The organism is Sphingomonas benefaciens (assembly GCF_052907485.1).
This window is the reverse complement of record NZ_JBREIC010000001.1, coordinates 974,651-1,000,803: the sequence shown is the minus strand read 5'-3', so window position 1 is coordinate 1,000,803 and position 26,153 is coordinate 974,651. Positions and strand designations below refer to the sequence as shown.

Here is a 26,153-nt window from a genome sequence, read left to right as displayed (position 1 = left end):
GTGGGAAGGTGAGGGTGGGGTGGTGGCGACCGTGTCACCCTCACCCTTCCGCCGCCTGTCGGCGGCTCCCTCCCTCTCCCGGTGGGAGAGGGAGAGCGATGGCTTACTCCGCGGCCTCGGCGAGCCCGTCGTCGTCCTGCGCATCCTCCATGGACCGCAGATCGACGTTGAGGCCGAGCGAGCGCATTTCCTTGACGAGCACGTTGAAGCTCTCCGGAATGCCGGCCTCGAACGTGTCGTCACCCTTGACGATCGCCTCGTAGACCTTGGTGCGGCCGACCACGTCGTCGGACTTCACCGTGAGCATTTCCTGCAGCGTATAGGCGGCGCCATACGCCTGCAGCGCCCAGACCTCCATCTCGCCGAAGCGCTGGCCGCCGAACTGCGCCTTGCCGCCCAGCGGCTGCTGGGTGACGAGCGAGTAGGGGCCGATCGACCGCGCGTGGATCTTGTCATCGACCAGATGGTGCAGCTTCAGCACGTACTTGTAGCCGACGGTGACCTTGCGGTCGAAGGCGTCGCCGGTGCGGCCGTCGAACAGGGTCACCTGACCCGATTCATCCAGCCCGGCGAGCTTCAGCATGTCGGCCACGTCCGATTCCACCGCGCCGTCGAACACCGGGGTGCCCATCGGAACGCCGGTACGGACGTTCTGCGCCAGATCGATCAGCTGCTCGGGCGAACGCTTGTCGAGTTCCTCGACATAGCTGTCGCCATACGCCAGCCGCAGCGCGTCCTTCACCGCCTCCGGCGCCTGACCCGGCGTCGGGTTCGGATTCTCGGCCCGCCACTGGTCGAGCGCCGCACCGATCTTGCGGCCCAGGCCGCGCGCGGCCCAGCCCAGATGCGTCTCGAAGATCTGCCCGACGTTCATGCGCGACGGCACGCCCAGCGGGTTGAGCACGAAGTCGACCGGCGTGCCGTCCTCGAGGAACGGCATGTCCTCCTGCGGCAGGATGCGGCTGATGATGCCCTTGTTGCCGTGGCGGCCGGCCATCTTGTCGCCCGGCTGCAGCTTGCGCTTCACCGCGACGAACACCTTGACCATCTTGAGCACGCCCGGCGGCAGCTCGTCGCCCCGCTCCAGCTTCTCGCGGCGATCCTCGAACTTGTCGCGGATGCGCTTGGTCGCCTCGTCATACTGCTGCTTGACGGCTTCCAGGTTCGCCTGGACCGCATCGTCCTGCACCGCAAACTTCCACCATTCGTGGCGGTCGACGCTGTCGAGCAGGTCCATGTCGATGGTCGAACCCTTCTTCACGCCCTTCGGCGCGCCGGTCGCGACCTGGTCCAGCAGCATCTCGCGCAGGCGGCTCCACGTCGCCCGGTTGAGGATCGTGCGCTCGTCGTCCGAGTCCTTCTTCAGGCGCTCGATCTCCTCGCGCTCGATCGCCATCGCGCGCTCGTCCTTATCGATGCCGTGACGGTTGAAGACGCGCACGTCGACCACCGTGCCGGCAACGCCCGGCGGCAGGCGCAGCGACGTGTCGCGCACGTCCGACGCCTTCTCACCGAAGATCGCGCGCAGCAGCTTCTCTTCCGGCGTCATCGGGCTTTCGCCCTTCGGCGTGATCTTGCCGACCAGGATGTCGCCCGGCTCCACCTCGGCGCCGATGTAGACGATGCCCGCCTCGTCGAGGTTGCGCAAAGCTTCCTCGCCGACATTGGGGATGTCGCGCGTGATGTCCTCCGGCCCGAGCTTGGTGTCGCGAGCCATGACCTCGAACTCGTCGATGTGGATCGACGTGAACACGTCGTCCTTCACGATCCGCTCGTTGATCAGGATCGAATCCTCGTAGTTGTAGCCGTTCCACGGCATGAACGCGACGAGGACGTTGCGGCCCAGCGCCAGCTCGCCGAACTCGGTGGACGGGCCGTCGGCGATCGTGTCGCCGGCCTCGACCACGTCACCCACCTTCACCAGCGGACGCTGGTTGATGCAGGTCGACTGGTTCGAACGCTGGAACTTCATCAGCGTGTAGATGTCGACGCCGCTGACGCTCGCATCCACCTCACCGGTGGCGCGGACGACGATGCGGGTCGCATCGACCTGGTCGACGACGCCGGCGCGCTTGGCCGAGATCGCGGCGCCCGAATCGCGCGCCACCGTCTCTTCCATGCCGGTGCCGACGAACGGCGCCTCGGCCTTGACCAGCGGCACCGCCTGGCGCTGCATGTTCGAACCCATCAGCGCGCGGTTCGCGTCGTCCTTCTCGAGGAAGGGGATCAGCGAGGCGGCGACCGAGACGAGCTGCTTCGGCGACACGTCCATCAGCGTGATCGTCTCGGGCAGCGCCATCAGGAACTCGCCCGCCTGCCGCGCCGAGACCAGATCCTCGGTGAAGCGGCCGTCCGCATCGGTCGCGGCCGATGCCTGCGCGACGGTGTGCTTCTGCTCCTCCATCGCCGACAGATAGACGACCTCGTTGGTCACCTGGCCGTTGTTCACCTTGCGGTACGGCGTCTCGATGAAGCCGTACTTGTTGACGCGGGCGAAGGTCGACAGCGAGTTGATCAGACCGATGTTCGGGCCTTCCGGCGTCTCGATCGGGCAGATGCGGCCATAGTGGGTCGGGTGGACGTCGCGGACCTCGAAGCCCGCGCGTTCACGCGTCAGACCGCCCGGCCCGAGTGCCGAGACGCGACGCTTGTGCGTCACTTCGGACAGCGGGTTGGTCTGGTCCATGAACTGCGACAGCTGCGACGAGCCGAAGAACTCACGCACCGCGGCCACCGCCGGCTTGGCGTTGATCAGGTCGTTCGGCATCACCGTCGACACGTCGACCGACGACATGCGCTCCTTCACGGCGCGCTCCATGCGCAGCAGACCGACGCGATACTGGTTCTCGAGCAGCTCGCCCACCGAACGAACGCGGCGGTTGCCGAGGTTGTCGATGTCGTCGATCTCGCCCTTGCCGTCCTTCAGGCCGACCAAAGTCTTGATCACGGCGAGGATGTCCTCGCTGCGCAGCGTCGTCACCGTGTCCGGCGCGTCGAGGTCGAGGCGCATGTTCAGCTTGACGCGGCCCACCGCGGACAGGTCGTAGCGGTCCGGATCGAAGAACAGGCCGGCGAACAGCGCTTCCGCCGTCTCCAGCGTCGGCGGCTCGCCGGGGCGCATGACGCGATAAATGTCGCTCAGCGCCTGCTCGCGCTCTTCGGCCTTGTCGGCCTTCAGCGTGTTGCGGATCCACGGACCGGTGGTGACGAAGTCGATGTCGAGCAGCTCGATCGTGTCGACGCCCGCCTTGTCGAGGCTTTCCAGATTCTCGGCGGTGATCTCGTCACCGGCCTCGACGTAGATCTCGCCGGTGGTCTCGTTGATCAGGTCGTAGGCGCTGTAGCGGCCGAAGATCTCCTCGGTCGGGATCAGCAGCTCGGTCAGGCCGTCCTTGCCGGCCTTGTTGGCGGCGCGCGGGCTGATCTTCTGGCCGGCGGCGAACACGACCTCGCCCGACTTGGCGTCGACGATGTCGAACATCGGCTTCACGCCGCGCCAGTTCTCGGCCGCGAACGGAATGCGCCAGCCGCCCTCGCCGCGGACGAAGGTCACGCGGTTGTAGAAGTAGTTGAGGATCTCTTCCGAGTTCATGCCGAGCGCATAGAGCAGCGCCGTCACCGGCAGCTTGCGCTTGCGGTCGATACGGACGTTGACGATGTCCTTGGCGTCGAACTCGAAATCCAGCCACGAGCCGCGGTACGGGATGACGCGGGCGGCGAAGAGATACTTGCCCGACGCGTGCGTCTTGCCGCGGTCATGGTCGAAGAGGACGCCCGGGCTGCGGTGCATCTGGCTGACGATGACGCGCTCGGTGCCGTTGATGAAGAAGGTGCCGTTCTCGGTCATGAGCGGCATGTCGCCCATGTAGACGTCCTGCTCCTTGATATCGATGACCGACTTGGCCTCGGTATCTGGATCGACCTCGAACGCGGTCAGGCGCAGCGTGACGCGCATCGGCGCGGCATAGGTGATGCCACGCTGGCGGCATTCCTCGACGTCGAACTTGGGCGGTTCGAGGACGTAATCGTCGAAGTCGAGATAGGCGGTGCCGGCGAAATCCTGGATCGGGAACACCGACCGCAGCGTCTTTTCCAGGCCCGAGACGTGACCGGTGCTCTTGTCGGAGCGCAGGAACTGCTCGTAGCTTTCACGCTGAACCTCGATCAGGTTCGGCATCTGGATGACTTCGTGGATGTCGCCGAAGATCTTGCGGATGCGCCGCTTCGCGGTGCTGGCCTGCTGGATCGCCTTGGTCGCCATGGATCTATTGTGCCTCGTCAGCCGTATATCGTGCCCGGAAAGCCTCCGGACGGGACGCGGATTGGTCAAAGACGCGAAAAAGCCGAGCGCAGCACTGTGCGTCGGCCTTGAAGCGTCTATGGAACCAGCAACTCCCTATTCGTATGCAGGCGCTGCGCGACGGCGCCCCATGTCCCGAAAGCTGTGGTGAGAGGCGGGATATAGGGGCGGGGCGCACGCTTGTCAAAGGGGGGGGGCGCCGCTCGCAGGATGGGCTGGGGACAACAGGCGGGGCGCTGGCAAACCCCCTACGCAATCCCGTCATGCCGGACTTGTTCCGGCATCCACCCGTCCACGTACGCTGCGGCCGCGGGGTATGCGGCTCCGTGGATGCCGGAACGGGTCCGGCATGACGAGATGAGGACCGGTTCCTCCCACCTCACTGCTACGCTAAGACCGTCCCATGCCGTTCGCGTTCCTCGCCGCCGTCGCCCTCGCCGCCACGCCCGCCGACGACCCCGCCGCCACCTTCGCCGCGCTGCGCGAAGTCGACGGGCGCATGGCCGCGATCGCCTATCGGCTAACCACCGCCAATGCCGCCTTGTGCCGCGATCGCCAGCCGACGCCGGGCTGGGCGCTGCACAGCATCGGCCAATATGACGCCCCCTTACGTGCCCAGGCGAAGGTCAGCTTCGGCTTCGAACGCCCGGTCGCGGTCGAGGCGGTGGTGCCCGGCGGGCCGGCGGCACGGGCGGGCATCGCCCCCGGCGACTCGCTGGTGGCGATCGATGGCCAGCCGCTGCCCGACACCGCCCCGCCGGCGCAACCGAGCAGTGCGGCGCGCGACGCGGCGCAGGCGGTGATCGCCGGCGAACCCGCCGATCGCCCGCTCGCCGTCACGCTGCTGCGCGACGGCCGTACCCGCACCGTCACCATCCCGGCATCGGCCGGCTGCCGCAGCGCGTTCGAGGTGCTGCTCGGCAACAAGATGGAGGCCTCGTCCGACGGCCGCATCGTCCAGATCAGCGTGCCCTTCTTCGCCCGCTATACCGACGAGGAACTGGCGGTGGTGATCGGCCACGAGCTCGCCCATACCATATTGCGCCACCGGGCCCGGCTCGATGCGGCGGGCGTCAGCCGCGGCCTGCTCGCCGAGGTCGGCCGCAACGGGCGCCTGTTCCGGACCACCGAGGATCAGGCCGATATCCTCGGCATGTATCTGATCCGCAACGCCGGCTGGAACCCGCAGGCGGCGGTGCGGTTCTGGCGCGAGCATGGCGGCGAGGTCGACGGCGGTCTGTTCCGCAGCCGCACCCACCCCTCGTCCAAGGCGCGCGCCGCCGCGCTGGAGGCGGAGATCGCCAGGATTCCGGCGGATGCCCCGACGCCCTATCTGCCGCCGATCCTCGCCGAGGCGGACAAACCGCTGCAATAAGTCATCACCCTCACCCTTACGGCGCTACGCGCCTCCCTCCCTCTCCCGGTGGGAGAGGGAAGGGGCCCAGCGCCGAAGGCGATGGGAAGGGTGAGGGTGCGCTGACAGGTCAATACCCCGCGTCGAGATCGGCGACGTTCTGCATCGGCTTGCCCGCCATGTATGCTGCCAGGTTCTCCAGAAACAGCGCCGCGCCGCGCTGAAACATCCGGGTCTGGCTGCGCCCCGACAGATGCATCGAGATCATGCAATTGGGCGCGTCCCACAAGGGATGATCCGCCGGCAGCGGCTCCGGCTCGGTCGGGTCGAGGACGGCGCCGCCGATCCGCCGCGCCTTGAGCGCCGCGACCAACGCCTCCTGATCCACCATGTCGCCGCGCGCGATGTTGATCAGCCATGCGTCGCGCCGCATCGCCGCCAGCTCGTCCGCGCCGATCATCGCCTTGGTCGCCTCGGTCGACGGCGCCGCCAGCACCAGCCAGTCATAGTCGCCCAGCCGCGCCCGCCAGTCGTCCGGCCCCAGCGTCCCGTCGCGCCCCGACCGGGTCACGCCGTCGACGCCGACGCCGAACGCCGTCAGCCGCTCGCCGATCAGCCGCCCGATCGTGCCATAGCCGACCACCAGCGCCCGCGTGCCGTCCAGCTCGACCTTGCCCGGCGCATCGCCCAGCCATTCGTGCCGCTGCCCGGCGTGGAGCACGGTGTCGAAGCGCTTCGCAGCGACCAGCATCGCCATCACGGCATATTCCGCCACCGCCACCGCGTTGATCCCGGCGCCGTTCGTCAGCGTCGCGCCCTTGGCGCGCAGCACGTCGAGCGGAAAGGCGTCAAGGCCGGCATAGATGGTCGACACCCATTGGAGGTTCGGTCCAGCCGCGCGGATCGCCTCGGCGACCAGCCGCGTTGGTTGCATGTCGACCCAGGCGATGTCGGCATCGGCGATCATCGCCTTCGCCTCGTCCGGGCTGGCGAACCACGCCACCTCCAGCCCGGCGGGCAGCCGCGGTTCGAGCAGCGGTCGGGCGAGTGCGGGCAGCACCGCCTTCACGACTGCACCTTCCAGTCCCAGCCCATCGGATCGCCGTCCATCACCTCGACTCCCACCGCCGTCAGCTCATCCCGGATCGCGTCGCTGCGCGCGAAGTCCTTGGCCGCGCGCGCCTCGCGCCGCTCCGCCAGCCGCGCCGCAATCCCCGCCTCGTCGATCCCGGCGCTCTCCGGCCGCACCCGCAGATCCTCGCGGGTCAGCGTCAGCAGCTCCAGCCCCAACACCGCGTCGAAGTCCGCGAGCGCCGCCAGCCGGTCCTGCGGGCTGATCCTTTTGTCGGCGAGCAGTTCGTCGAGCACCGGCAGGGCACGCGGCGTGTTGAGGTCGTCCGCCACCGCCGCGGTGAGCCGCTCGCGATAGGGCGATGCCGCCGCCGCACCCTTGCCCTCGCCGCGCGCCTTCAGCGCCGCGACGCTCTGCACCAGCCGCTTCAGCCGGGTCTGCGCCGCCGCCAGATTGTCCCAGCTGAACTCCAGCTCGCTGCGATAATGCGCCTGCAGGCACATCAACCGATAGGCGAGGGGGTGGAAGCCGCGCGCGACCAGCGCCGGCAGGGTCAGGAACTCGCCCGACGATTTCGACATCTTGCCGGTCCGGTCGACCAGGAAGTTGTTGTGCATCCACACCGTGGCGCCGGTGTCGGCGCTGCCCGAATAGGCCTGGTTCTGCGCGATCTCGTTGGGATGGTGGATCTCGCGGTGGTCGATGCCGCCGGTGTGGATGTCGAAGTGGTCGCCGAGATACTGCCGGCTCATCACCGAACATTCGAGGTGCCAGCCGGGCGCGCCGCGGCCCCAGGGGCTGTCCCATTCCATCTGGCGGTTCTCGCCCGGTGCGCTGGTGCGCCAGATCGCAAAGTCGGCGGGGTGACGCTTGCCCTCCACCGTCTCGATCCGCCCCTCCGCCGGGCCGTCCTCGCGCGTGCCGGCGAGCAGGCCGTATTGCGGCACCGTCGTCACGTCGAAATACAGGCCGTCGGGCAGGCGGTAGCAATGCCGGTCGGCGATCTTCTCGCCGAAGGCGATCATCTGTTCGACATGATCGGTAGCCAGGGGAAAGCGCGCGGGGTCGCGGACGTTGAGGTCCTTGAGGTTCTGCTTGAACGCCCGGGTATAATGGTCGGCCACTGCCCAGATGTCCTGGCCGCTCTTCTTCGCCGCCGCCTCCATCTTGTCGTCGCCCGCGTCGGCGTCGCTGGTCAGATGGCCGACATCGGTGATGTTGATGACATGGGTGAGGCCATAGCCCAGCCAGGTCAGCACGCGCCCCAATGTGTCGGTAAACAGATAGGCGCGCAGATTGCCGATATGCGCATAGTGATAGACGGTCGGCCCGCACGAATAGATGCGCACGTTGGCGGGGTCGGCGGGCGCGAAGGTCTCCGTCGCGCGCGTCAGGCTGTTGTAGAGCGTGATCGGCGTCATGGCGCGAGGCTCTAGCGCGCCGGATGCGGCAACGCCAATCCTCCCCTGCGCCGGCAGAGGAGGATGTCGTGGTCAGCGCGCGATGCCGATCACCGCGGAGCCGGTCAGCCCGGCCGCCACCGATCCGCTGATCGTCGGGGTCTGCTGCGCGAGCTGGGCGCTGCTGTTGTCGCCAAACACATTGTCGTTCGACAGCGACACCTTGGCGAAATTGGTCGCGCTCGACGGGTAGGTGGTGGTGTCGGCATAGACCGTCGTGCACCAGCTCGACGGCATCGCCAGCTGCGACGTCAGCACCGCATATTTCCCGCCCAACGCATTGGAGAGGCTCGAGAAGATCTCGAAATGCATATGCGGCCAGCGGCCATCGTAGCAGCCGGGGAAGATGGTGGTGAACGTCACCTGGCCATTGGCGTCGGTCACCTGCACGCCGCGCAGATAGCTCTCGGCCGCCGCGGTATAGAGCGAATAATGGCCCTGCCGATCGCAATGCCATAGATAGACGGCATAGCCGGCCAGCGGCGCACAGGCGGCGTTGACGTTGACCAGGGTCAGCGTGATCGTCAGCTGCACGCCCGTCGCCACGGTCGATGTGCTGATGAAGCTCGACCGTATGTCGCTGCGCACGATGCCGCTGACCGTCAGGATGTTGCTGGTCGAACCCGATGCGCTGTTGGTGCCGTCGGCGGGGTAGGGGCCGGCGGTCTCGGTCGGATCGGCGATGCAGGCGGTGCTGGTCGAGGTGGCGGTGGCGGTCGGCGTCGGTGTCGCGGTGGCGGTCGGCGTGGGCGTCGCGGTCGCGCCGCTGCTCGTCACGCTGACGCTGCTGCTCGACCCGCTTGCATCGCTGCCGCCGCAGCCCGCGACCAGCGCCGCCGTTCCGGCCCCCGCGAACCATTTCAGCGCCCGCCGCCGCGCCAGCAGCGCCTCGATCCGCGGCAGGTCCTCGGCCATGCCGTGGCCGTGGTGGTGATCGTCGTGATTCGTCATGGTCGAAACTCCCCGGATGGATGACGGGGCGGGGATCGTGCCTTCTCGTCGCCAGCCGATGTCGGTCGCCGACACATTGTTGCGACGTGTAACGATGGGTCGCGCGCCGGAATGCCGGCGGCGCAGGGCTTTGCCGATCGGCCATTTCCTCGGCGACGTCGCCCGTGCACACTGCCGCGATGACCCATGCCCTCGTCATCGCCGATCCGCCGACCGATCGGGACCGCGACGCGATCCTCGCGCCGCTTTCCGCTTTCAACGCGCAGAGCGGCTATCCGGCCGATCCGCGGCCGGTGGCCATCCTGCTGCGCGACGATGCGGGGGAGACGGCCGGCAGCCTATGGGGCAAGACGGTCTACGACTGGTTGTTCGTCGACTATCTGGTCGTGCCGGAGGGCGGCAGGGGGCAGGGCTTGGGAACGCGGCTGATGAACGCGGCGGAGGCGATCGCGGCCGAGCGGGGCTGCGTCGGATCGTGGCTGACGACGTTGAGCTTCCAGGCCCGGGGGTTCTACGAAAAGCTCGGCTATGAGGCGTTCGGCGCCTTGGACGGCAGCCCCGGAGACAATGTGCGGTTCTTCCTTCGCAAGCGGTTCGATCGATGATCGCGGGCGGCTGCCTGTGCGGCGCGTGCCGCTATCGGACGGACGGTGAACCGCTCAATGTCCGCGTCTGCCATTGCCGCCGCTGCCAGAAGGCGACCGGCGCCGCTTTTTACGCCCGCGTCATGGTCCCGCTGGCGGCCGTCGCGATCGAGGGGCCGGTCGGCTGGCTGGCTGCCGACAGCGGCATCCGGCGCGGCTTCTGCACGGCATGCGGCACGACGCTGTTTTCGGAACGGCGGAGCGCCGGCACGATCGGCCTGTCGATGGGCAGCCTCGACCATCCCGAATGTTTCAAGCCGACCGAGCATATCTGGACGTCGCGCAAGCAGCCTTGGCTGCAACTTGACGATGGGCTGCCGCACTATCCGGAAGGACCGCCGGCCTAGGACCGATCGACATTCAGCAGCGCAGGCTTCGGAAACGCCCTGCCGAATGTCGATCGGCTCTAATCGCCCCGCGTCACTCCGCCAGCGGCAACGTCACCGTCGCCCGCGCGCCGCCCGCGCCGCTCGCGCCGTTCGCCAGCATCGCGGTGCCGCCGTGCCGTGCGGCGATCGTCCGCACGATCGCCAGTCCCAGGCCGGTGCCGCCGGTCGCGCGGTTGCGCGACGGATCGCCGCGGACGAAGGGTTCGAACAGGCGCTCGACCTGCGCCGGGTCGATCCCCGGCCCGCGATCCTCGACCGTCACCGCGACCCGGGCGCCGTCGATCCGCCAGCCGATCGTCGCCGCCTCGCCATAGCGGACCGCATTGTCGACCAGATTGGCGAACAGCCGCCGCAAGGCGACCGGATCGCCGCGCACCACCGCGCGCTCGCCCGGCGTCAACGTCACGGGCGCGCCGGCGACCTGCATGTCGTCGGCCAGGCTGTCGAGCAGGCTGCCGAGGTCGACGCGCACCGATTCGTGCGGGCCGGTCTCGTCGCGGGCGAAGGCGAGCGCGCCGCGGATCATCGCGCGCATCTCGTCGATGTCGGCGCTGGCGCGCGTCCGCGCCGCCTCGGGCAGTTGCTCGACCCAGAAGGACAGGCGCGACAGCGGCGTGCCGAGGTCGTGCGCGATCGCGCCGAGCATCGCGGTCCGCCCCTCGGCATGGCCGGCGAGCCGCGCATGCATCGTCGCGACGCTGGCGGCGAGTTTGCGCACCTCGCGCGATCCCCGCGTCGGCAGCGGTGGCAGCGCCTCGCCGACCCGCGCCGCATCGGCGGCGGCGGCGAGTTGGCCGAGCGGGCGCGAGATCGCCCGCGCCAATGCCCAGGCCGGCCAGGCGAGGATCAGGATCGCCAGCAGCATCGCCGACAGGCTGATCCAATGCCAGTGTTTGAGCAGCGGCGCGCGCGGCACCGCCGCGATCCGCCAGCCGTCGCCGTGTCGCACCGCGAAGGTAAAATCGTCGACGAACATGCCGCCGGGGCCGCTCGGCGGGCCGGCATAGGCGCGCACCGCCGACGCCGGAACACCCAGGTCGGCGGCGATCCGCTGCGCCGCGCGCCCGTCCGCACGCTGCCCGCGTCCCGGCTGCGGTGCGGCGGCGCTCTGCGTCACGGCCGTATGCGGCCCCGGCCCCTCCGGCGCCGCGCCGGTGCGCAGGGCGTGCGCGATATCGTCCAACGCATGCGGCGGGTCGCGCGGCGGCGGCCCGCGGAAGGTGACGACGAACGAGACGGCGGTGGCGACCAGAACCGCAGCGATGACGAGGGCGAAGATCGGCGCGGCGATCGACCGCACCCGCTCCGCCGGCTCAGCGGACCTCGACATCGGCCGCGAACATATAGCCTTCGTTGCGGATGGTGCGGATCAGCTCGTCGCCGCCCTGTCCGTCGCGGCGCGCCAGTTTGCGGCGCAGGCGGCTGATCTGCACATCGATCGCGCGGTCGAAATGCTCGGCGGTCGGCCCGCGCGCATGATCCAGGATGAAATCGCGGCTCAGCACCCGGCGGGGATGGTCGACCAGCGTCATCAGCAGCCGGAATTCGCCGTCGGACAGGTTGATCAGCACGTCGTCCGGATCGAACAGCTGACGCCCGGCCGCATCGAGCCGCCAGCCGGCGAAGCGCTGATAGGGGCGGGCGGGGAGGCGGGTGCGCGGCTCGCCGCGCGCCTCGTTGCGGCGCAGCACGGACCGGATGCGCGCCAGCAGCTCGCGCGGGTTGGCCGGCTTGGCGATGTAATCGTCGGCGCCCATCTCCAGCCCGACGATCCGGTCGACCTCCTCGCCGATCACCGACAGGATGATCACCGGCGGCGCCGTCGCCCGGTCCAGCGAGCGCAGGATCGTCAGGCCGTCCTCGCCGGGCATCATCACGTCGAGCACGATCAGCGCATAATCGCTGCGCGCCAGCGCGGCGCGCATCGTCGGGCCGTCCTCCGCCGTGTCGACGCGATAGCCGTGCTGGGCCAAGAAGGCGGCGGTCAGCTCGCGGATACCGGGATCGTCGTCGACGATGAGAAGGCGCGTTTCCAGGTCCATGATATCCGCTGTCAGGGGGGCGGCGGTCGGTCGGGCGATGTTCTGCATGGCGTCCGCCACTCGAGCGCAGACGTATCCGCCCGGTTGCAAGGCTGCAACATGGCGCGAAACATCGCGGGCTGTGGTTGCCATGCCACAGTCGGGCGGGGCGGAACCGCGCTGCGGCGAACGGGTTGCCAGCTCGACGAGTCGCTGCTAGGGAGCCCGTTCACACGGCGCGGACCCCGGTTCGCGGCCGCGTTACCTATTTGATTGGAGTGAATCGGTTTTATGCAGATCGTCGTCCGCGACAACAATGTCGACCAGGCTCTTCGCGCACTCAAGAAGAAGCTGCAGCGCGAGGGCGTGTATCGCGAGATGAAGCTGCGCCGTCATTACGAGAAGCCGTCGGAAAAGCGCGCGCGCGAGCGTGCCGCCGCCGTGCGCCGCGCCCGCAAGCTCGAGCGCAAGCGCGCCGAGCGTGACGGTGCCCGGTAAGCAGGTATTGTGATACCCGGCGTCGCCCTTGCGGTGACGCCGGTGCGTGAACTTTGCGAACTTCTCCGGTGACGGCCGGCCCGGCACCACAGCTCCAGGTGCCTTAGCCATGTCGACCGTCACCGCCGTTCCGCTGCGCCCCGTCAAGCGCAGCTATCTCGTCTATCTCTGGGTCGGCATCGCGCTCGCGGTCATTGCCGCCTTTCTGCTCGCGCGCCAGGGCGACGACTTCCTGACCCGCAATGCGCGCCGCTCGAACGTGGTCACCACCGCCTCGGGCTTGCAATATCAGGTGCTCGATCCCGGCAAGCCGGGCGCGGCCAAGCCGACCGACACCGACGTCGCGCTGATCAATTATGAAGGCCGCCTGCTCGACGGCACCGTCTTCGACAAGTCGCGCCAGCCGACGCCGATGCCCGTCGCCGGCGTCGTCCCCGGCTTCTCCGAAGCGATGAAGTTGATGCCCAAGGGGTCGAAGTACCGCGTCTGGATCAAGCCGTCGCTCGGCTATGGCGATACGGCGCAGGGCCCGATCCCGGCCAATTCGACCTTGGTCTTCGACATCGACATGATCGAGTTCCTGCCCGCCGACGTTGTCCGCCAGATCCAGATGCAGCAGCAGATGGGCGGTCGCCCGCAGCTGCCGCAGGGTGCGGAGGTCGCGCCGCCCGCCGGTCGCTGATCGCCGCCGCCGCATATCGAAACGGCCGGGCTTCCCGCGATGGAAGCCCGGCCGTTTTGCATTCGGCGGCAGTCGTGCGCCTCAGCCGAGCAGCTGCTTGGCGAAGCTGCGCACCGACGGCCCGATGTCCTCGCGCGCCAGGCCCAGCGCCAGGTTCGCGGTCAGCCAGCCTGCCTTGTCGCCGCAATCGTAGCGCTGCCCGTCGAAGGTGAAGCCGTGGAACGGCTGGCGTCCGATCAGCTTGGCCATCGCGTCCGTCAGCTGGATCTCGCCGCCCGCACCGGGCTCCTGCGCGTCGAGGATCTGCATCACCTCCGGCTGCAGGATGTAGCGGCCCGGGATCATCAGGTTCGACGGCGCCTTGCCCTTGGGCTTCTCGACCAGCGCGGTGACTTCGGTCAGGCGGCCGTCCTGTTTGCCGGGCGAGATGATGCCGTATTTGTCGGTCTCGCTGTCAGGCACTTCGAGCGCACCGATGACGTTGCCGCCGACCGTGTCATAGGCCTCCACCATCTGCTTCATGAAGCCGCCGACCATCAGCTCGTCGGGCAGCAGCACCGCGAACGGTTCGTCGCCGACGATCTCGCGTGCGCACCATACCGCATGGCCAAGGCCCAGCGGCTCCTGCTGGCGGACGTAGACGGGCGAGCCCGGCTTCTGGCGCACGCCCGCGATCGCGGCGAGCGACTTGCCGCGCGCCTTCATCGTGGCCTCCAACTCGTAGGAGACGTCGAAATGATCTTCCAGCGCGCTCTTGCCGCGCCCGGTGACGAAGATGATCTGCTCGATCCCCGCCTCCAAGGCTTCCTCGACCGCATATTGGATCAGCGGCTTGTCGACGACGGTCAGCATCTCCTTGGGCATGGCCTTGGTGGCCGGGAGAAACCGGGTGCCGAGACCGGCCACCGGCAGAACCGCCTTGCGTACGCGCTTGATCGTCATCGTCATTCCTGGATTGGCAAAGGTGCATGCACCTAGGATGTCCGCGGCGGTGCCGCAACGCGCTTAGTCGGACGTTAAGTCGCGACCGTTACGCATGGGCCATGGCCAGTCCGCCGCATCCCAAAGTTCTCGTCATCTTCGGCACCCGACCGGAGGCGATCAAGTTGTTTCCCGTGGTCCGCGCTCTGCGCCAAGACCCGCGGCTCCACACGGTCACCTGTGTCACTGCCCAACATCGCGGCCTGCTCGACCAGGTGCTCGCCATCGCCGGGCTGACCCCCGATATCGACCTCGACCTGATGGAAGCGGGGCAGACGCTGGACCGGTTGACCGCGCGCCTGCTGATCGGCCTCGGCGAGGTGATGGATGCCGGGCGGCCCGACCGCGTTGTGGTGCAGGGCGACACCGCAACGGCGATGGTCGGCGCGCTGGCGGCCTATTATCGCAAGATCCCGGTCGCGCATGTCGAGGCGGGGCTGCGCTCGGGCGACATCTACCATCCCTGGCCCGAAGAGGTGAACCGCCGCATCGTCGCACCGATCGCCGATCTGCATTTTGCCCCGACCGAGACCGCAGCGGCGGCCCTTGCGCGGGAGGCCGTCACCACCGGCGTCCGCGTCACGGGCAATACCGTCATCGATGCCCTGCACTGGACGCGCGAGCGGATCGCCGCCGCACCTGCGCTCGCCGCGGATCTGGATGCCGTCGCGACCCGGTTCGCCGGCAAGCGACTGATCCTGGTCACGACCCATCGGCGCGAGAATTTCGGTGACGGCATGGCTGCGATCGCCCGCGCCATCGCCCGCATCGCCGACCGCGACGACACGGCTGTGCTGTTCCCGATGCATCCCAATCCCAACGTCGTCGGTGTGATGGATGCGGCGCTCGGCGCCCGCGACAATGTCGCTCGCATCGCGCCGCTGGATTATCCGCATTTCATCCGTGCCCTGGAACTGAGTGATATCGTGCTGACGGACTCGGGCGGTGTGCAGGAGGAGGCGCCGGCGTTGGGCAAGCCGGTGCTGGTGATGCGCGACACGACCGAGCGGCCGGAGGGCGTCGCCGCCGGTACCGCGCGGCTGGTCGGCACCAACGAAGATCGCATCGTTTCCGAAGTCTTCACGCTTCTGGACGACAAGGGCGCCTATTCCGCCATGGCTCGCGCGCACAATCCCTATGGTGACGGCCGGGCCAGCAACAGGATCGCGGGGATCATCGCCGATGCTTTCGGACTCTGAACTCAAGGTCGTCGTTCTCGGCCTCGGCTATATCGGCCTGCCGACCGCCGCGGTGATCGCGCGCAGCGGCGCGCGGGTGCTCGGCATCGATGTGTCGGAAACCGTTGTCGATACCGTCAATTCCGGCCGCGTCCATATCGAGGAGGTCGACCTCGACGGCTTGGTTTCCGGCGTGGTCGCACGCGGCACGCTGCGCGCCGCCACGACGATCGAGCCGGCCGATGTCTTCGTCATCGCCGTGCCGACGCCGTTCGGCGAGGATCATGCCCCCAATATCGGCTATGTGCTGCAAGCCGCGACGACGATCGCGACCGTGCTGAAGGCGGGCGACACGATCATCCTCGAATCGACCTCCCCGGTCGGCACTACGGAGGAGGTGCGGGACCTCCTCGCCAAGCTGCGTCCCGACCTGCGCGTGCCGGGCCGAACCGGCGAGGCGGCGGACGTCGCCATCGCTTATTGCCCGGAGCGCGTGCTGCCCGGCCGTATCCTGGTCGAACTGATCGACAATGATCGCGTCATCGGCGGCATCACGCCGCGCTGCGCCCGCAAGGCACTCGCCTTCTACCGCCGGTTCGTCCGGGGCGCCTGCGTCACCACCACCGCGCGTGCGGCGGAAATGACCAAGCTGACCGAGAATGCCTTCCGCGATGTCAACATCGCCTTCGCCAACGAACTCAGTCTCGTCGCCGACACGATGGGTGTCGACATATGGGAGGTGATCCGCTTGGCCAACCGCCATCCACGGGTCAACATCCTGCAGCCGGGGCCAGGCGTCGGCGGTCACTGCATTGCGGTCGACCCGTGGTTCCTGGTTCACGCCGATCCCCAGAACACGCCGCTGATCCGGACCGCGCGCATGGTCAACGACGGCAAGACCGACCATGTCATCGCCGCCGCGGCTGCGCTGATCGAAGCGCGACCGGGTGTGCCGTTCGCCTGTCTCGGCCTCGCGTTCAAAGCCAACATCGACGATTTCCGTGAAAGTCCTGCGCTCAAGGTGGCACAGGCACTGGCCGAACGGTTCGGCGAGCGGATGCGGGTGGTGGAACCCTATGCCCCAACGCTGCCACCCGCACTGGCGACCACGGGCGCGCGGCTGATCGACATCGATACCGCGATCGAACAATGCCCGATCATGATCGTGCTGGTCGACCACGACATGTTCCGCTCGGTGCCGCTGGAGGAGCGGCGTGACAAGGCCGTGCTGGATACGCGCGGCATCTGGCCGGACCAGCCGCGTTCCGTTGCCGCGGGAATCCCACTGCGCCTCGCCGGTTGACCTCCGCTTCACGCCGAGTTCAGGCGGTTGCGGCAAGGCGCGGCTGAATCTATCACCCCCAGCTCGCTGTCACCCGACCGGATCCATGCTAGCCAATTTGCTGAAAAGCCGCCGAACCCGCACCCAGCCGACGGGATCGATCCCGCCGGGACAGCGTGTCTATGCGATCGGCGACATCCACGGCTGCGACGCGTTGCTCGAACGATTGCTCGCCGCCATCGCCGCCGATGACGAGGCGCGGGGGCCGGCGCGCACGACGCTGGTCTTCCTCGGCGACCTGATCGATCGAGGGCCGGCGTCGGCGGCCGTCGTCGAACGGCTCCGCCAGCTCGCCGCGGTGCGGCCCGACACCCGCTTTCTGCTCGGCAACCATGAAGAAATGTTCCTCGGCGCGCTTGACGGCGAGCCCAAGGCGCTGCGCCTCTTCTGTCGCGTCGGCGGCCGCGAGACCGCGATCAGCTACGGTATCGACGCCGAGGCGTACGACCGGATGGATTACGAGGAGTTCTTGACGGCGCTGCAGCGGCAGGTGCCCGCCGAGCACCGTGCCTTCCTCGCCACCTTCGAGGATCTGATCGTGATCGGCGATTATGTCTTCGTGCATGCCGGCGTGCGTCCCGGCGTCGCGCTGGATGCCCAACGCAGCGGCGACCTGCGGTGGATTCGCGATCCCTTTCTGGATCATGGGCGCCCGCTCGAGAAGGTCGTCGTCCACGGTCATACGATCAGCGACGAACTCGACGTTCAGCCGCATCGCATCGGCGTCGATACCGGCGCCTATTCGACCGGGCGGCTAACCGCGCTCGGGCTGGAGGGCGAAGCGAGCTGGACCGTGCAGGTTGCGTGATCGGCGCGCCAACACCTCTTCCCTAATTCCCTTATCCGCGTTAATACATTTTTTGCGGTTTGTGTTGCACTGCCGCAACTGCTTGGAACCGATTGAGGAACCGGGTTTTAGTCGGGTTGCCGTGCTTACCTAACTGTGGCAGGGCATGTCCGACGAGCACAAGAGGGAGTTCATCATGCGTCTTGGGAAGTATCTCATGGCTGCCGCTGCCGCCACGATGGCGGTCGCTCCGGCCGTTGCGGCTCCGGTCAATCCGGCCGCCAGCCTGTCGGTTTCGAAGTCGGTTCGCACCGGCTCGGCCTCGGCGAAGAAGAATGAGCTCGCCGGTGGTGGCGTGATCATCGCGATCCTGGCGGCGGCTGCGGTCGTTGCGGGCATCGTCGTTGTCGCCGACAGCAACGATTCGCCGTCCAGCAACTAAGCTGACGGATAGCATCTGCTAGGAAATAGCGGCCTTCGGGCCGCTATTTTTTTGTCTAGAGAAGATCGCTCCAATCCGGCCGATATGATCGCATAGCGACGCGAATTTGCGCCACATGCTTGATCGGGCGTGGTCCGGGCTGCACCGAGAGGCCAGAGCAAAATGCGGTCTAACGGGCGCGCCCGCTGCATGCCGGGCAGCCTGGATCCTTGGGCAGGCGGAGGGTGCGGCTGCGCAGCGCCAGTGCGTCGAACATCAGCAACTGACCGGCACTGTCCTCCCCGAACGGCGTGATCGCGCGCATTACCTCGAGCGCGGCAAGACTGCCCATCACCCCCGCCATCGGCCCCAGCACGCCATCCTCGGCGCAGCTGACGCCATCCCGATCGGGAGCGTCGCCGACGAAGCAGCGGTAGCACGGCTTGTCCGGCTCCCAGCCGCGATAGGTGGCGAGTTGACCGTCGAATTGTCCGACCGCTGCGGAAACGAGCGGAATTTGCGCCGCCAGACAGGCGTCGGCGACGAGCAGCCGCGTCGCGAAATTGTCACAGCCGTCGAGCACCACGTCCGCATCGGCGATCAGCCGCGTAACTGATCCGGCATCGGCGCGTGATGCGATCGCGATGGCGACGATGCCGGGGTTGAGCCGCTGTGCCGCTTCAGCGGCGGCCTGTGCCTTGGCCGCACCGATATCCGCGGTGGCGTAGATCGTCTGGCGCTGCAGATTGGAAAGGTCGACCCGATCATCGTCAACGATGGTCAGTCGCCCGATCCCCGCTGCGGCAAGATATTGGATCGCTGGCGAACCGATGCCGCCGGCCCCGATCACCACGACGTGCGCGGCGCGCAGCCGCATCTGCCCGCCGCCGCCGACCTCCTTGAGGACGATGTGCCGGGCATAGCGCGACAGGTCGTCGTCGGAAAGCGTCTCAACCCCGGTCATTGCGTCCAGGCGAAGGTCAGGCTGGTCTTATACCAGCCTTCGGTCTGCAAGGCTCCAGCTGTGCGATTCGCCCTGGCCATGCTGGAGACGAGCCCGGCGGCATATTGTTCGACCGATGGGCATTGGATGGCACGCGGCACGATACGGCGCGGCTGGCCGGCGGGCCCGATCAACACCGCCACGTCGACGCGCAGCGTCCAGCTGCCGCCGGATTGCATCGCCGCGCCGCAGTGTCCGGCCAGTACCTCCGACCGGACGAAGCCAGACACGTTGCCATCGTCCGATGGATCACCGAGCAACGGCAATGTCCGCAGCGCGCTCCAATCCTGCGGCGGCAGCGGCGGGGGTGGCGGAGCGGCCGCCGGCGCACCCTGTAGGGCGAAGAGCAAGGCGACGATCATCGCCCGGTTGACCCAAAGCCGCCATCGCCTCTGGCGGTGGCGTTCAGTTCCACCACCTCCTGCAATGTCGCCCGCAGCACGGGGGCGGGGACGATCTGCGCGATACGGTCGCCCCGTTCGATCGCAAACGGCTCGTGGCCGAGGTTGGCGAGGATCACCTTCACCTCCCCGCGATAGTCGCTGTCGATCGTGCCGGGGGTATTGAGGCAGGTGACGCCATGTTTCAGCGCCAGCCCGGATCGCGGCCGCACCTGCACCTCATAACCTTCGGGTATGGCGATCGCATAGCCGGTGGCGACCGCCGCGCGCGCCCCGGGCGCCAATGTCAGGGATTCGGCGGCGACGACGTCCATCCCGGCCGCGCCGGCGGTGGCATAGCCGGGTAGCGGCAAGCCCTGGCCATGGGGCAAGCGGGTGATGGCGATCCGGATGCTGCTCACTGGACGGAGTGTAGCGGAGGTTTAAGCGGATGGGAAATCCGACGCGCCCTACCGGCCCGGCGTTGCGCCGACGTCGGCAGCGAGCGCTGCGGCGATGCGCACAGCAAGCCGCTGCGCGACCGCATCCTTGGACAGGGGTTCCCAGGATTCGACCCCGTCGGCGGTAGCGAGATGCACGGTGTTGCTGTCGCCACCGAAGACGTCGCCCGACACGTCGTTGCCGACGATCCAGTCCGCTTCCTTGCGCAGCCGCTTGCCGGCGGTCCGCTCGATCACCTGCTCCGTCTCCGCCGCGAAGCCGACCACCAGCCGGGGGCGGCGCGGACTGAGTGCCAGCGTGGCCAGGATGTCGATGTTTTCGGTCAGCACCAGAGAGGGGGGCGCATCGCCTTTCTTGACCTTCTGCGGCGCCGGCTCGACCCGCCAGTCGGCCACGGCGGCGACCATCACCGCGGCGTCGGCGGGCAGCGCCGCCTCGACCGCCGCCGCCATCTCCGTGGCGCTGATCACGTCCACGCGTGTCACGCCTACTGGGGTGGGAAGGGTTACGGGACCAGCGACCAGGGTCACCTTGGCGCCCAATGCCGCGAGGGCGCCGGCGATCGCAAAGCCCTGCCGGCCGGACGAGCGATTGGCGATATAGCGAACCGGATCGATCGCTTCATGCGTCGGTCCCGCCGTAACGAGAATATGGCGCCCGGCCAAAGGACGCTGGCGGTCTCGATCGAGCATACGATCGACGGCATCGGCGATCGCTTCCGGTTCGGGCAGTCGGCCGGGGCCGTATTCGCCACAGGCCATGGGCCCCTCGTCCGGTTCCAGTACGGTGATCCCGTCGGCGTGCAGGCGGGCGACGTTGCGCACCGTCGCCGGGTGGGCCCACATCCGGACGTTCATCGCCGGCGCGACGAGCACGGGCGTATCGGTCGCGAGCAAGACGGTCGTGGCGAGATCGTCGGCGATCCCTGCGGCCATCCGCGCCATCAGGTCGGCAGTAGCGGGCGCGACGACGACCAGGTCCGCCTCGCGGCTGAGCTGGATATGGCCCATCTCCGCCTCGTCCTTGAGGTCCCACAGGCTGGTGTAGACCTGGTCCTCGCTGAGCGCGGCGAGCGTCATCGGGGTCACGAAGTGGCCGGCGCCCTCAGTCATCACGCAGCGGACGGCATGGCCGCGCTTCTTCAGCAGGCGGATCAGCTCGCAGGCCTTGTAGGCGGCGATGCCGCCCCCGACGATCAGCAGGATACGCGTCATCGAACCACTCGCGTCACGGTGATGCGGCGCGTATCGAACGCGGCCGACAGAAGATCGCGCCCGCCGTCGAGCGCAAAGGCGAGGCCGACCAGCGACAGCGGCGCGATCAGCATCGCCCAATAGAAGGTGTCCGGCCGCGCGAACAGGCCGAGCAGCGTGGCATAGGCGAGCATCGTTGCCAGCACCCGCATTGCCAGAAGGTCACGCCACGCCGCCCAGCCGAACAGCGACAATCCGATCAGCGGCGCGGCCAGCCAGAGCGGGGCAAGATCGAGCGCGGTCAGCGCGACCAACGCCCGGACGAACAGGCCGATGCCGAGCCGATCCGACCAGCCCGGCGAGGCCGGGTCGAGCGGCCGTACGACCTGGGCGACGGCATGGGCGTGGAGCACGAGCACAGCGGCAAGGATCGCGATCGCGACCAGCCACCCGGCGGTTTCGCGCCGGCGGCCTTCGACAAGGGCGCAGCCGGCCATGATCGCAAGGTACAATCCCGCCGTTTCGCGGATCAGGACGGCGGCGAGACCGAAGGCGACCGATGGTAGCCAGCGATCCGGACGCCACAATCCGAGCGACAGCGCGACGAACAGCCCTGCCCATATCTCGTGGAATGCCGCCAGATCCGGCTGGACGAAGACCATCAGCCCGCCTGCCAGCAGCGCCAGCGCGATCAGTCGCGGCGGAGTACGGGCGAAGGCGGTGCGCAGCCGGAAGCCCCAGGTCGCGGCGACCGCTGCGCAGAGCAGATAGAGCAGTATCGGTGTGGCCAATGGCGGTAGCGCGGCCTGCACCCGAGCGAGCGTCGGCAGCCGGACGGTGACGAACGGCCGCAGCGGATAGCCGCCGGCGCGCTGCGCATCCGCGGCGGCAAGGTAATAGTCGCGTCCGGCACGCACGTTGGCGACGATCGTCTCGTACAGCACGACGTCGGCACGGTCGTCAGCGCGATTCTCCGGTTGACCGCTGGCGACGGGAGGCGCCGGGCTCGCATAGACGAGCAGCGTGGCGAGCATCAGCAGCAGCGCGAGCAGCGCCGCACCGATCCGGCCGCCACGTGGCTGAACGTCGGCGAAGCGCGACGGTCTCGCCAGCCAGATCGGGGTGAGGGCGCGCCGATGCATCGCTCAGCGTGCGATCAATGGATCAGCACCAGCGTCGCTGCGACGCTTGCCGCCGCAGTGACCAGTGCCACCGCAAGATAGCGCCAGCCGCCGCCGATCCGCACCACCTCGATCTCCTTGAGCGGCGGGGCAGGGGGCTCGCCACCCGGGGCGGGATAGCGCGCTTCGATCCGCCGCAGCAGGTCAGGCAGCCGCGCCAGCGTGCGCACGTCCTCGATCAGCCGGTCCGCAATGGCCGCTTCCGGCCCCAGTTCGGTGCGAATCCATTCGCGCACGAACGGGGCGGCCGCTTCCCACAAATTGATGTCGGGATCGAGCCCGGTCGCCACCCCTTCGACCATCACCATCGTCTTCTGAAGCAGCAGCAGATGCGGCTGCGTCACCATGTCGAAATCGCGGGTGATGGAGAACAGGCCATCGAGCATCATGCCGATCGACATGTCCTTGACCGGCAAGCCGCGCATCGGTTCACCGACGGCGCGCAGCGCGGTGGCGAATTCGGCGACATTATGGTGGCTGGGCACGTAGCCCGCTTCGAAATGGATCTCCGCGACGCGGCGGTAATTGCCGGTGATCAGCCCGTAGAGGATCTCCGCCAGCCAGACGCGGGCGCGCCGGTCGATCCGCCCCATGATGCCGAAATCGATCGCCGCGATCCGATTGCCGGGCAGGGCGAACAGATTGCCCTGATGCATGTCGGCATGGAAGAATCCTTCCGCGATCGCCTGGCGCAGGAAGGCCTGGACCAGGGTGTTGGCGAGCTTCGGCAGGTCATAGCCCGCGTCGATCAGCGCCTGGCGGTTCGACAGCTTGATCCCGTCGATCCACTCCATCGTCAGCACGCGCGTCGACGAACGCTGCCAGTCGATCGTCGGCACGACGAAATCGGGTTCGGCGGTCATCGCCTCGGCCAATTCGCTGGCCGAGGCGGCCTCGCGCTGGAAGTTGAGTTCGCGCAGCGTCCAGCGGCGGAAATTTTCCACCGTCAGCCGCGGGCGCAGCCGCTTCGCCTCGCCACCCAGCCCCTCGAGCTGCGCCGCTGCCCATTGATACGTGTCGATCGCGCGCGTGAAATCCGCCTCGACGCCGGGGCGCAGCACCTTGACCGCGACCCGCCGGCCGTCGGTCGTGACCGCACGATGGACCTGGGCGATGGAGGCGGCGCCGACCGGCACCTCCTCGATCTGGCTGAACACCGCGCTGGGCGGACGGCCGAGACCGGTTTCCATCGCCGCGCAGATCGTCTCGAACGGCACCGGCGGCAATTGATCCTGCAGCCGCAACAGATCGTGTGCCGCCGCTTCGCCGACCAGGTCGGGGCGGGTGGCCAGTGTCTGGCCCAGCTTGATCGCCGCCGGGCCGATCGCCTGAAAGGCGTCGGCATAACGCGGCGTCGCCGGCACGCGCGCGCCGAATCGCGCGATCCGTGCCAGACGGCGGACCGGGGCAGGGGTATTGGGATCGCCCTCGATCCCCTTCAGCGCGCCATGACGCGCCAGGATGCGGCCCCATTTCAGGAGTCGCCAGACATGGACGGCGGGCGCGGTCACTGCGTGTCGGCGCCGGGCATCAGATCTTCCACCCCGAATGGATCGCGACCAGGCCGCCGAGCAGCGGCTCGACGCGCGTCGCGGTGAAGCCCGCGTCGCGGATCATCCCCTCGAACGTCGGCATGTCGGGGAAGCGGCGGATCGATTCGATCAGATAGCGATAGCTGTCCGCATCCTGCGCCAGCATCTGGCCGAGCTTCGGCACCAGCTTGTGCGAATAGCTGTCGTAGATTTCCTTGAACCCCGGCCATTGCGTGGTCGAGAATTCCAGGCAGAAGAACCGGCCGCCGCGGCGCAGCACACGATGCGCCTCCTTCAGCGCCGCCGGAATGTCGGTGACGTTCCGGATGCCGAAGGCGATCGTATAGGCGTCGAAGAAGCGGTCGGGGAAGGTCAGCACTTCGGCATTCGCCTCGGTCCAAACCAGTCCGTCGTAGCCGCGCTTGGCCGCCCGCTGCATGCCGACCTCCAGCATGGCAGGATTGATGTCGGCGACCGTCACCGTCGCGCCGCGATCGGCGATCCGGAACGCGATGTCGCCGGTGCCGCCCGCCATGTCGAGGACCTGCTCGCCCGGCCGCGGATTGAGCCGGCGCACGAACCGGTCCTTCCACAGACGGTGCATGCCGCCCGACATGGCGTCGTTCATCAGGTCGTAGCGGCTCGCCACGTTGGTGAACACGCCGCCGACGCGGGCGGTCTTTTCTTCCGGGGTGACGTCTTCGTAGCCGAAGGAGACGGTGTCGCTCATCTGCAACGCCCTAGCCGCGCCTTGTGGCGGGGGCAAACGCAACCTAGCTGATCGGCGTGCCAGAACTTCCCGAAGTCGAAACCACCGTCCGCGGCCTGACGCCCGTGCTGGCGGGACAGCGCCTGACCCGTGTCGAGCCGCGACGCGCCGACCTGCGCAAGGCGATCCCCGTCGATCTGCGCCAGCGGATGACCGGGGCCCTTGTCACGGCGCTCGGCCGGCGCGCCAAATACGGGCTGATCGACACCGATCGCGGCGACACGCTGATCTTCCATCTCGGCATGTCGGGACGCTGGCGAGTCGATCCGGCGGAACCGCTTGCGCACGATCATCTGGTCATCGAGACGGGGGAGGGGCGCAGCCTTGCGCTCAACGATCCGCGGCGATTCGGCTTTCTCGATCTGTGGCGCAGCGACGCGCTCGACTCCTATCCGCCTTTCGCGGCGATGGGGCCGGAACCGCTCGGGCCCGCCTTCACCGGCGCCTATCTGGCGGAGGCGCTCGCCGGTCGGGCGGCGCCGATCAAGGCGATGCTGCTCGACCAGCGGATCGTCGCCGGCCTTGGCAACATCTATGTCTGCGAGGCGCTGCATCTCGCCCGAATCACGCCGACGCGGCCCGCCGGCCAGATCAGCCAGGTGCGGCTGGATCGCCTCGCCGAGGCGGTGCGCGACGTGCTGCTCGCCGCGATCGAGGCCGGCGGCTCGACGCTGCGCAACTATGCCCGGCCCGATGGCGAACTCGGCTATTTCTCGAAGCAATTCCTGGTCTACGGCCGCGAGGGCGAGGCGTGCCACTGCGGAGGTACCGTCAGGCGGCGGGTCGACTCCGGCCGATCGACCTTCTACTGCCCGAAATGCCAGCCGCGCTGAGCAGCCGCGGTTGACCTTGTCGCCCACACTCGTTATGGGCGCCACCTTCGAGAGGGCGTAGGGTGATCCCGGCGCCCCTTTTTCATCGACCGGAACATACTGAGGACCGACCCGAATGGCGAACACGCCGCAAGCCAAGAAGCGTATCCGTCGCAATGAGCGTCGCGCCGAAGTCAATGGTGCGCGCATCGGCCGCATCCGTACCTTCGTGAAGAAGGTCGAGGCTGCGCTGGCGTCGGGCGACAAGGCGGCGGCGACCACGGCACTCGCGGCTGTCCAGCCGGAGCTGGCGCGCGGCGTTGCCAAGGGCGTGCTCCACAAGAACACCGCCAGCCGCAAGTTCGCACGGCTGACGAAGCGCCTTTCCGCGCTCGCCTGATCCACGTCGACAGCGTCGATGGCCAAGGCCCGCCGGGGTTTCCCCGGCGGGCTTTTTGCTGTGCCGTCTGCCGGATTTATTTGCGTCCGAAACGGGGTTCGTGGAACGAAATCGGAACCATCGGAGTCACCGCGATTCGTGTGTGCCGGTTTGGGCGCCGTCGAAGAAAGAGAAGCAATAACAACGACTTGTGATTTTTCTCTACGCAATTCCGCGGCCCGTGGCGTGTCAATCCCGTTTATTTCACATTAGTGACCGGCGCAGGGCTTGATCGACTCAGCCCAGGCTTCATAACTCGCCCCTACCGCGGCGGGATTCACCGTCGCCGGATACTGAACAGT

Annotated in this window: 25 protein-coding genes; 11 read left to right on the top strand and 14 right to left on the bottom strand. The window is 68.0% G+C overall.

What is annotated here, in order from left to right:
- Positions 1-103: 103 nt before the first annotated feature.
- Positions 104-4,261 carry a DNA-directed RNA polymerase subunit beta gene (gene rpoB, locus ACU5AX_RS04875; RefSeq protein ID WP_198352480.1) on the bottom strand — a complete coding sequence of 1,386 codons (4,158 nt, stop codon included), beginning with the start codon at positions 4,259-4,261 and terminating at the stop codon, positions 104-106.
- A 442-nt stretch (positions 4,262-4,703) separates the two neighbouring features.
- On the opposite strand from rpoB, the gene ACU5AX_RS04870 reads away from it, so the two are divergent.
- Positions 4,704-5,675, top strand: a complete 972-nt coding sequence (locus ACU5AX_RS04870; RefSeq protein ID WP_446689885.1) for a M48 family metallopeptidase — start codon at positions 4,704-4,706, stop codon at positions 5,673-5,675.
- Between the two features lie 109 nt (positions 5,676-5,784).
- On the opposite strand, the gene ACU5AX_RS04865 is transcribed toward ACU5AX_RS04870, so the two are convergent.
- The 3 genes from ACU5AX_RS04865 to ACU5AX_RS04855 form a co-directional block, all read right to left on the bottom strand.
- Entirely contained in the window at positions 5,785-6,723 is a 939-nt protein-coding gene (locus ACU5AX_RS04865) for a D-2-hydroxyacid dehydrogenase (RefSeq protein WP_446689884.1), read from the bottom strand.
- Positions 6,720-8,147, bottom strand: a complete 1,428-nt coding sequence (gene cysS, locus ACU5AX_RS04860; RefSeq protein WP_446689883.1) for a cysteine--tRNA ligase — start codon at positions 8,145-8,147, stop codon at positions 6,720-6,722. The genes ACU5AX_RS04865 and cysS overlap by 4 nt, the downstream gene beginning before the upstream one ends.
- A 72-nt stretch (positions 8,148-8,219) precedes the next feature.
- A complete protein-coding gene (locus ACU5AX_RS04855) occupies positions 8,220-9,137 on the bottom strand; it encodes a dioxygenase family protein (protein ID WP_446689882.1) in 918 nt (305 codons plus the stop codon).
- A gap of 179 nt (positions 9,138-9,316) precedes the next feature.
- Between ACU5AX_RS04855 and ACU5AX_RS04850 the strand changes: the two genes are divergently transcribed.
- The gene (locus ACU5AX_RS04850) at positions 9,317-9,742 is read left to right on the top strand and encodes a GNAT family N-acetyltransferase (protein ID WP_446689881.1); all 426 of its coding nucleotides are present in this window, start codon (positions 9,317-9,319) and stop codon (positions 9,740-9,742) included.
- Positions 9,739-10,128, top strand: coding sequence for a GFA family protein (locus tag ACU5AX_RS04845; RefSeq protein WP_446689880.1), 390 nt, complete (start codon positions 9,739-9,741; stop codon positions 10,126-10,128). Before ACU5AX_RS04850 ends, ACU5AX_RS04845 begins: the two co-directional genes overlap by 4 nt.
- Before the next feature lie 73 nt (positions 10,129-10,201).
- On the opposite strand, the gene ACU5AX_RS04840 is transcribed toward ACU5AX_RS04845, so the two are convergent.
- Both ACU5AX_RS04840 and ACU5AX_RS04835 read right to left on the bottom strand, forming a co-directional pair.
- Positions 10,202-11,500 (bottom strand): sensor histidine kinase, encoded by a 1,299-nt coding sequence (locus ACU5AX_RS04840; RefSeq protein WP_446689879.1) that lies wholly within the window; start codon positions 11,498-11,500, stop codon positions 10,202-10,204.
- Positions 11,484-12,212 carry a response regulator gene (locus tag ACU5AX_RS04835; protein ID WP_198352486.1) on the bottom strand — a complete coding sequence of 243 codons (729 nt, stop codon included), beginning with the start codon at positions 12,210-12,212 and terminating at the stop codon, positions 11,484-11,486. The genes ACU5AX_RS04840 and ACU5AX_RS04835 overlap by 17 nt, the downstream gene beginning before the upstream one ends.
- A 270-nt stretch (positions 12,213-12,482) precedes the next feature.
- Between ACU5AX_RS04835 and rpsU the strand changes: the two genes are divergently transcribed.
- The gene (gene rpsU, locus ACU5AX_RS04830; RefSeq protein ID WP_017978269.1) at positions 12,483-12,689 is read left to right on the top strand and encodes a 30S ribosomal protein S21; all 207 of its coding nucleotides are present in this window, start codon (positions 12,483-12,485) and stop codon (positions 12,687-12,689) included.
- Positions 12,690-12,798: 109 nt separating this feature from the next.
- Entirely contained in the window at positions 12,799-13,371 is a 573-nt protein-coding gene (locus tag ACU5AX_RS04825; RefSeq protein ID WP_198352487.1) for an FKBP-type peptidyl-prolyl cis-trans isomerase, read from the top strand.
- Positions 13,372-13,452: 81 nt separating this feature from the next.
- Here the strand turns inward: ACU5AX_RS04825 and galU are convergent, their stop codons facing one another.
- Positions 13,453-14,313 carry a UTP--glucose-1-phosphate uridylyltransferase GalU gene (galU, locus tag ACU5AX_RS04820; RefSeq protein ID WP_446689878.1) on the bottom strand — a complete coding sequence of 287 codons (861 nt, stop codon included), beginning with the start codon at positions 14,311-14,313 and terminating at the stop codon, positions 13,453-13,455.
- A gap of 101 nt (positions 14,314-14,414) precedes the next feature.
- Here galU and wecB point away from each other — a divergent pair, with 101 nt between their 5' ends.
- From wecB to ACU5AX_RS04800, 4 genes are all read left to right on the top strand, one after another.
- Positions 14,415-15,551, top strand: a complete 1,137-nt coding sequence (wecB, locus tag ACU5AX_RS04815; protein ID WP_446689877.1) for a non-hydrolyzing UDP-N-acetylglucosamine 2-epimerase — start codon at positions 14,415-14,417, stop codon at positions 15,549-15,551.
- On the top strand, positions 15,535-16,833 hold the full coding sequence (gene wecC, locus ACU5AX_RS04810) for a UDP-N-acetyl-D-mannosamine dehydrogenase (protein WP_446689876.1): 1,299 nt from the start codon (positions 15,535-15,537) through the stop codon (positions 16,831-16,833). The genes wecB and wecC overlap by 17 nt, the downstream gene beginning before the upstream one ends.
- An 85-nt stretch (positions 16,834-16,918) precedes the next feature.
- Entirely contained in the window at positions 16,919-17,680 is a 762-nt protein-coding gene (locus ACU5AX_RS04805) for a metallophosphoesterase family protein (protein WP_446689875.1), read from the top strand.
- Between the two features lie 145 nt (positions 17,681-17,825).
- Entirely contained in the window at positions 17,826-18,101 is a 276-nt protein-coding gene (locus tag ACU5AX_RS04800) for a hypothetical protein (RefSeq protein ID WP_446689874.1), read from the top strand.
- Between the two features lie 169 nt (positions 18,102-18,270).
- Here the strand turns inward: ACU5AX_RS04800 and ACU5AX_RS04795 are convergent, their stop codons facing one another.
- From ACU5AX_RS04795 to ACU5AX_RS04765, 7 genes are read right to left on the bottom strand one after another with little or no spacing between them, the layout of a single operon-like run.
- The gene (locus tag ACU5AX_RS04795; protein WP_446689873.1) at positions 18,271-19,044 is read right to left on the bottom strand and encodes a HesA/MoeB/ThiF family protein; all 774 of its coding nucleotides are present in this window, start codon (positions 19,042-19,044) and stop codon (positions 18,271-18,273) included.
- Complete coding sequence (locus ACU5AX_RS04790; RefSeq protein WP_198352493.1) at positions 19,041-19,445, bottom strand: hypothetical protein; 405 nt, start codon at positions 19,443-19,445, stop codon at positions 19,041-19,043. Before ACU5AX_RS04790 ends, ACU5AX_RS04795 begins: the two co-directional genes overlap by 4 nt.
- The gene (gene dut / locus ACU5AX_RS04785) at positions 19,442-19,885 is read right to left on the bottom strand and encodes a dUTP diphosphatase (RefSeq protein ID WP_446689872.1); all 444 of its coding nucleotides are present in this window, start codon (positions 19,883-19,885) and stop codon (positions 19,442-19,444) included. The genes ACU5AX_RS04790 and dut overlap by 4 nt, the downstream gene beginning before the upstream one ends.
- A 48-nt stretch (positions 19,886-19,933) precedes the next feature.
- On the bottom strand, positions 19,934-21,139 hold the full coding sequence (gene coaBC, locus ACU5AX_RS04780; RefSeq protein WP_446689871.1) for a bifunctional phosphopantothenoylcysteine decarboxylase/phosphopantothenate--cysteine ligase CoaBC: 1,206 nt from the start codon (positions 21,137-21,139) through the stop codon (positions 19,934-19,936).
- Positions 21,136-22,260 (bottom strand): hypothetical protein, encoded by a 1,125-nt coding sequence (locus tag ACU5AX_RS04775; protein WP_446689870.1) that lies wholly within the window; start codon positions 22,258-22,260, stop codon positions 21,136-21,138. The genes coaBC and ACU5AX_RS04775 overlap by 4 nt, the downstream gene beginning before the upstream one ends.
- A 14-nt stretch (positions 22,261-22,274) precedes the next feature.
- The gene (ubiB, locus tag ACU5AX_RS04770) at positions 22,275-23,810 is read right to left on the bottom strand and encodes a 2-polyprenylphenol 6-hydroxylase (protein ID WP_446689869.1); all 1,536 of its coding nucleotides are present in this window, start codon (positions 23,808-23,810) and stop codon (positions 22,275-22,277) included.
- A 19-nt stretch (positions 23,811-23,829) separates the two neighbouring features.
- Positions 23,830-24,561 (bottom strand): class I SAM-dependent methyltransferase, encoded by a 732-nt coding sequence (locus tag ACU5AX_RS04765; protein ID WP_198352498.1) that lies wholly within the window; start codon positions 24,559-24,561, stop codon positions 23,830-23,832.
- A gap of 56 nt (positions 24,562-24,617) precedes the next feature.
- Here ACU5AX_RS04765 and mutM point away from each other — a divergent pair, with 56 nt between their 5' ends.
- Positions 24,618-25,433, top strand: coding sequence for a bifunctional DNA-formamidopyrimidine glycosylase/DNA-(apurinic or apyrimidinic site) lyase (gene mutM / locus ACU5AX_RS04760; protein ID WP_446689868.1), 816 nt, complete (start codon positions 24,618-24,620; stop codon positions 25,431-25,433).
- Positions 25,434-25,548: 115 nt separating this feature from the next.
- Positions 25,549-25,812: a 30S ribosomal protein S20 gene (gene rpsT, locus ACU5AX_RS04755; RefSeq protein WP_198352500.1), complete on the top strand. Its 264-nt coding sequence runs from the start codon at positions 25,549-25,551 to the stop codon at positions 25,810-25,812.
- Positions 25,813-26,153 lie beyond the last annotated feature (341 nt).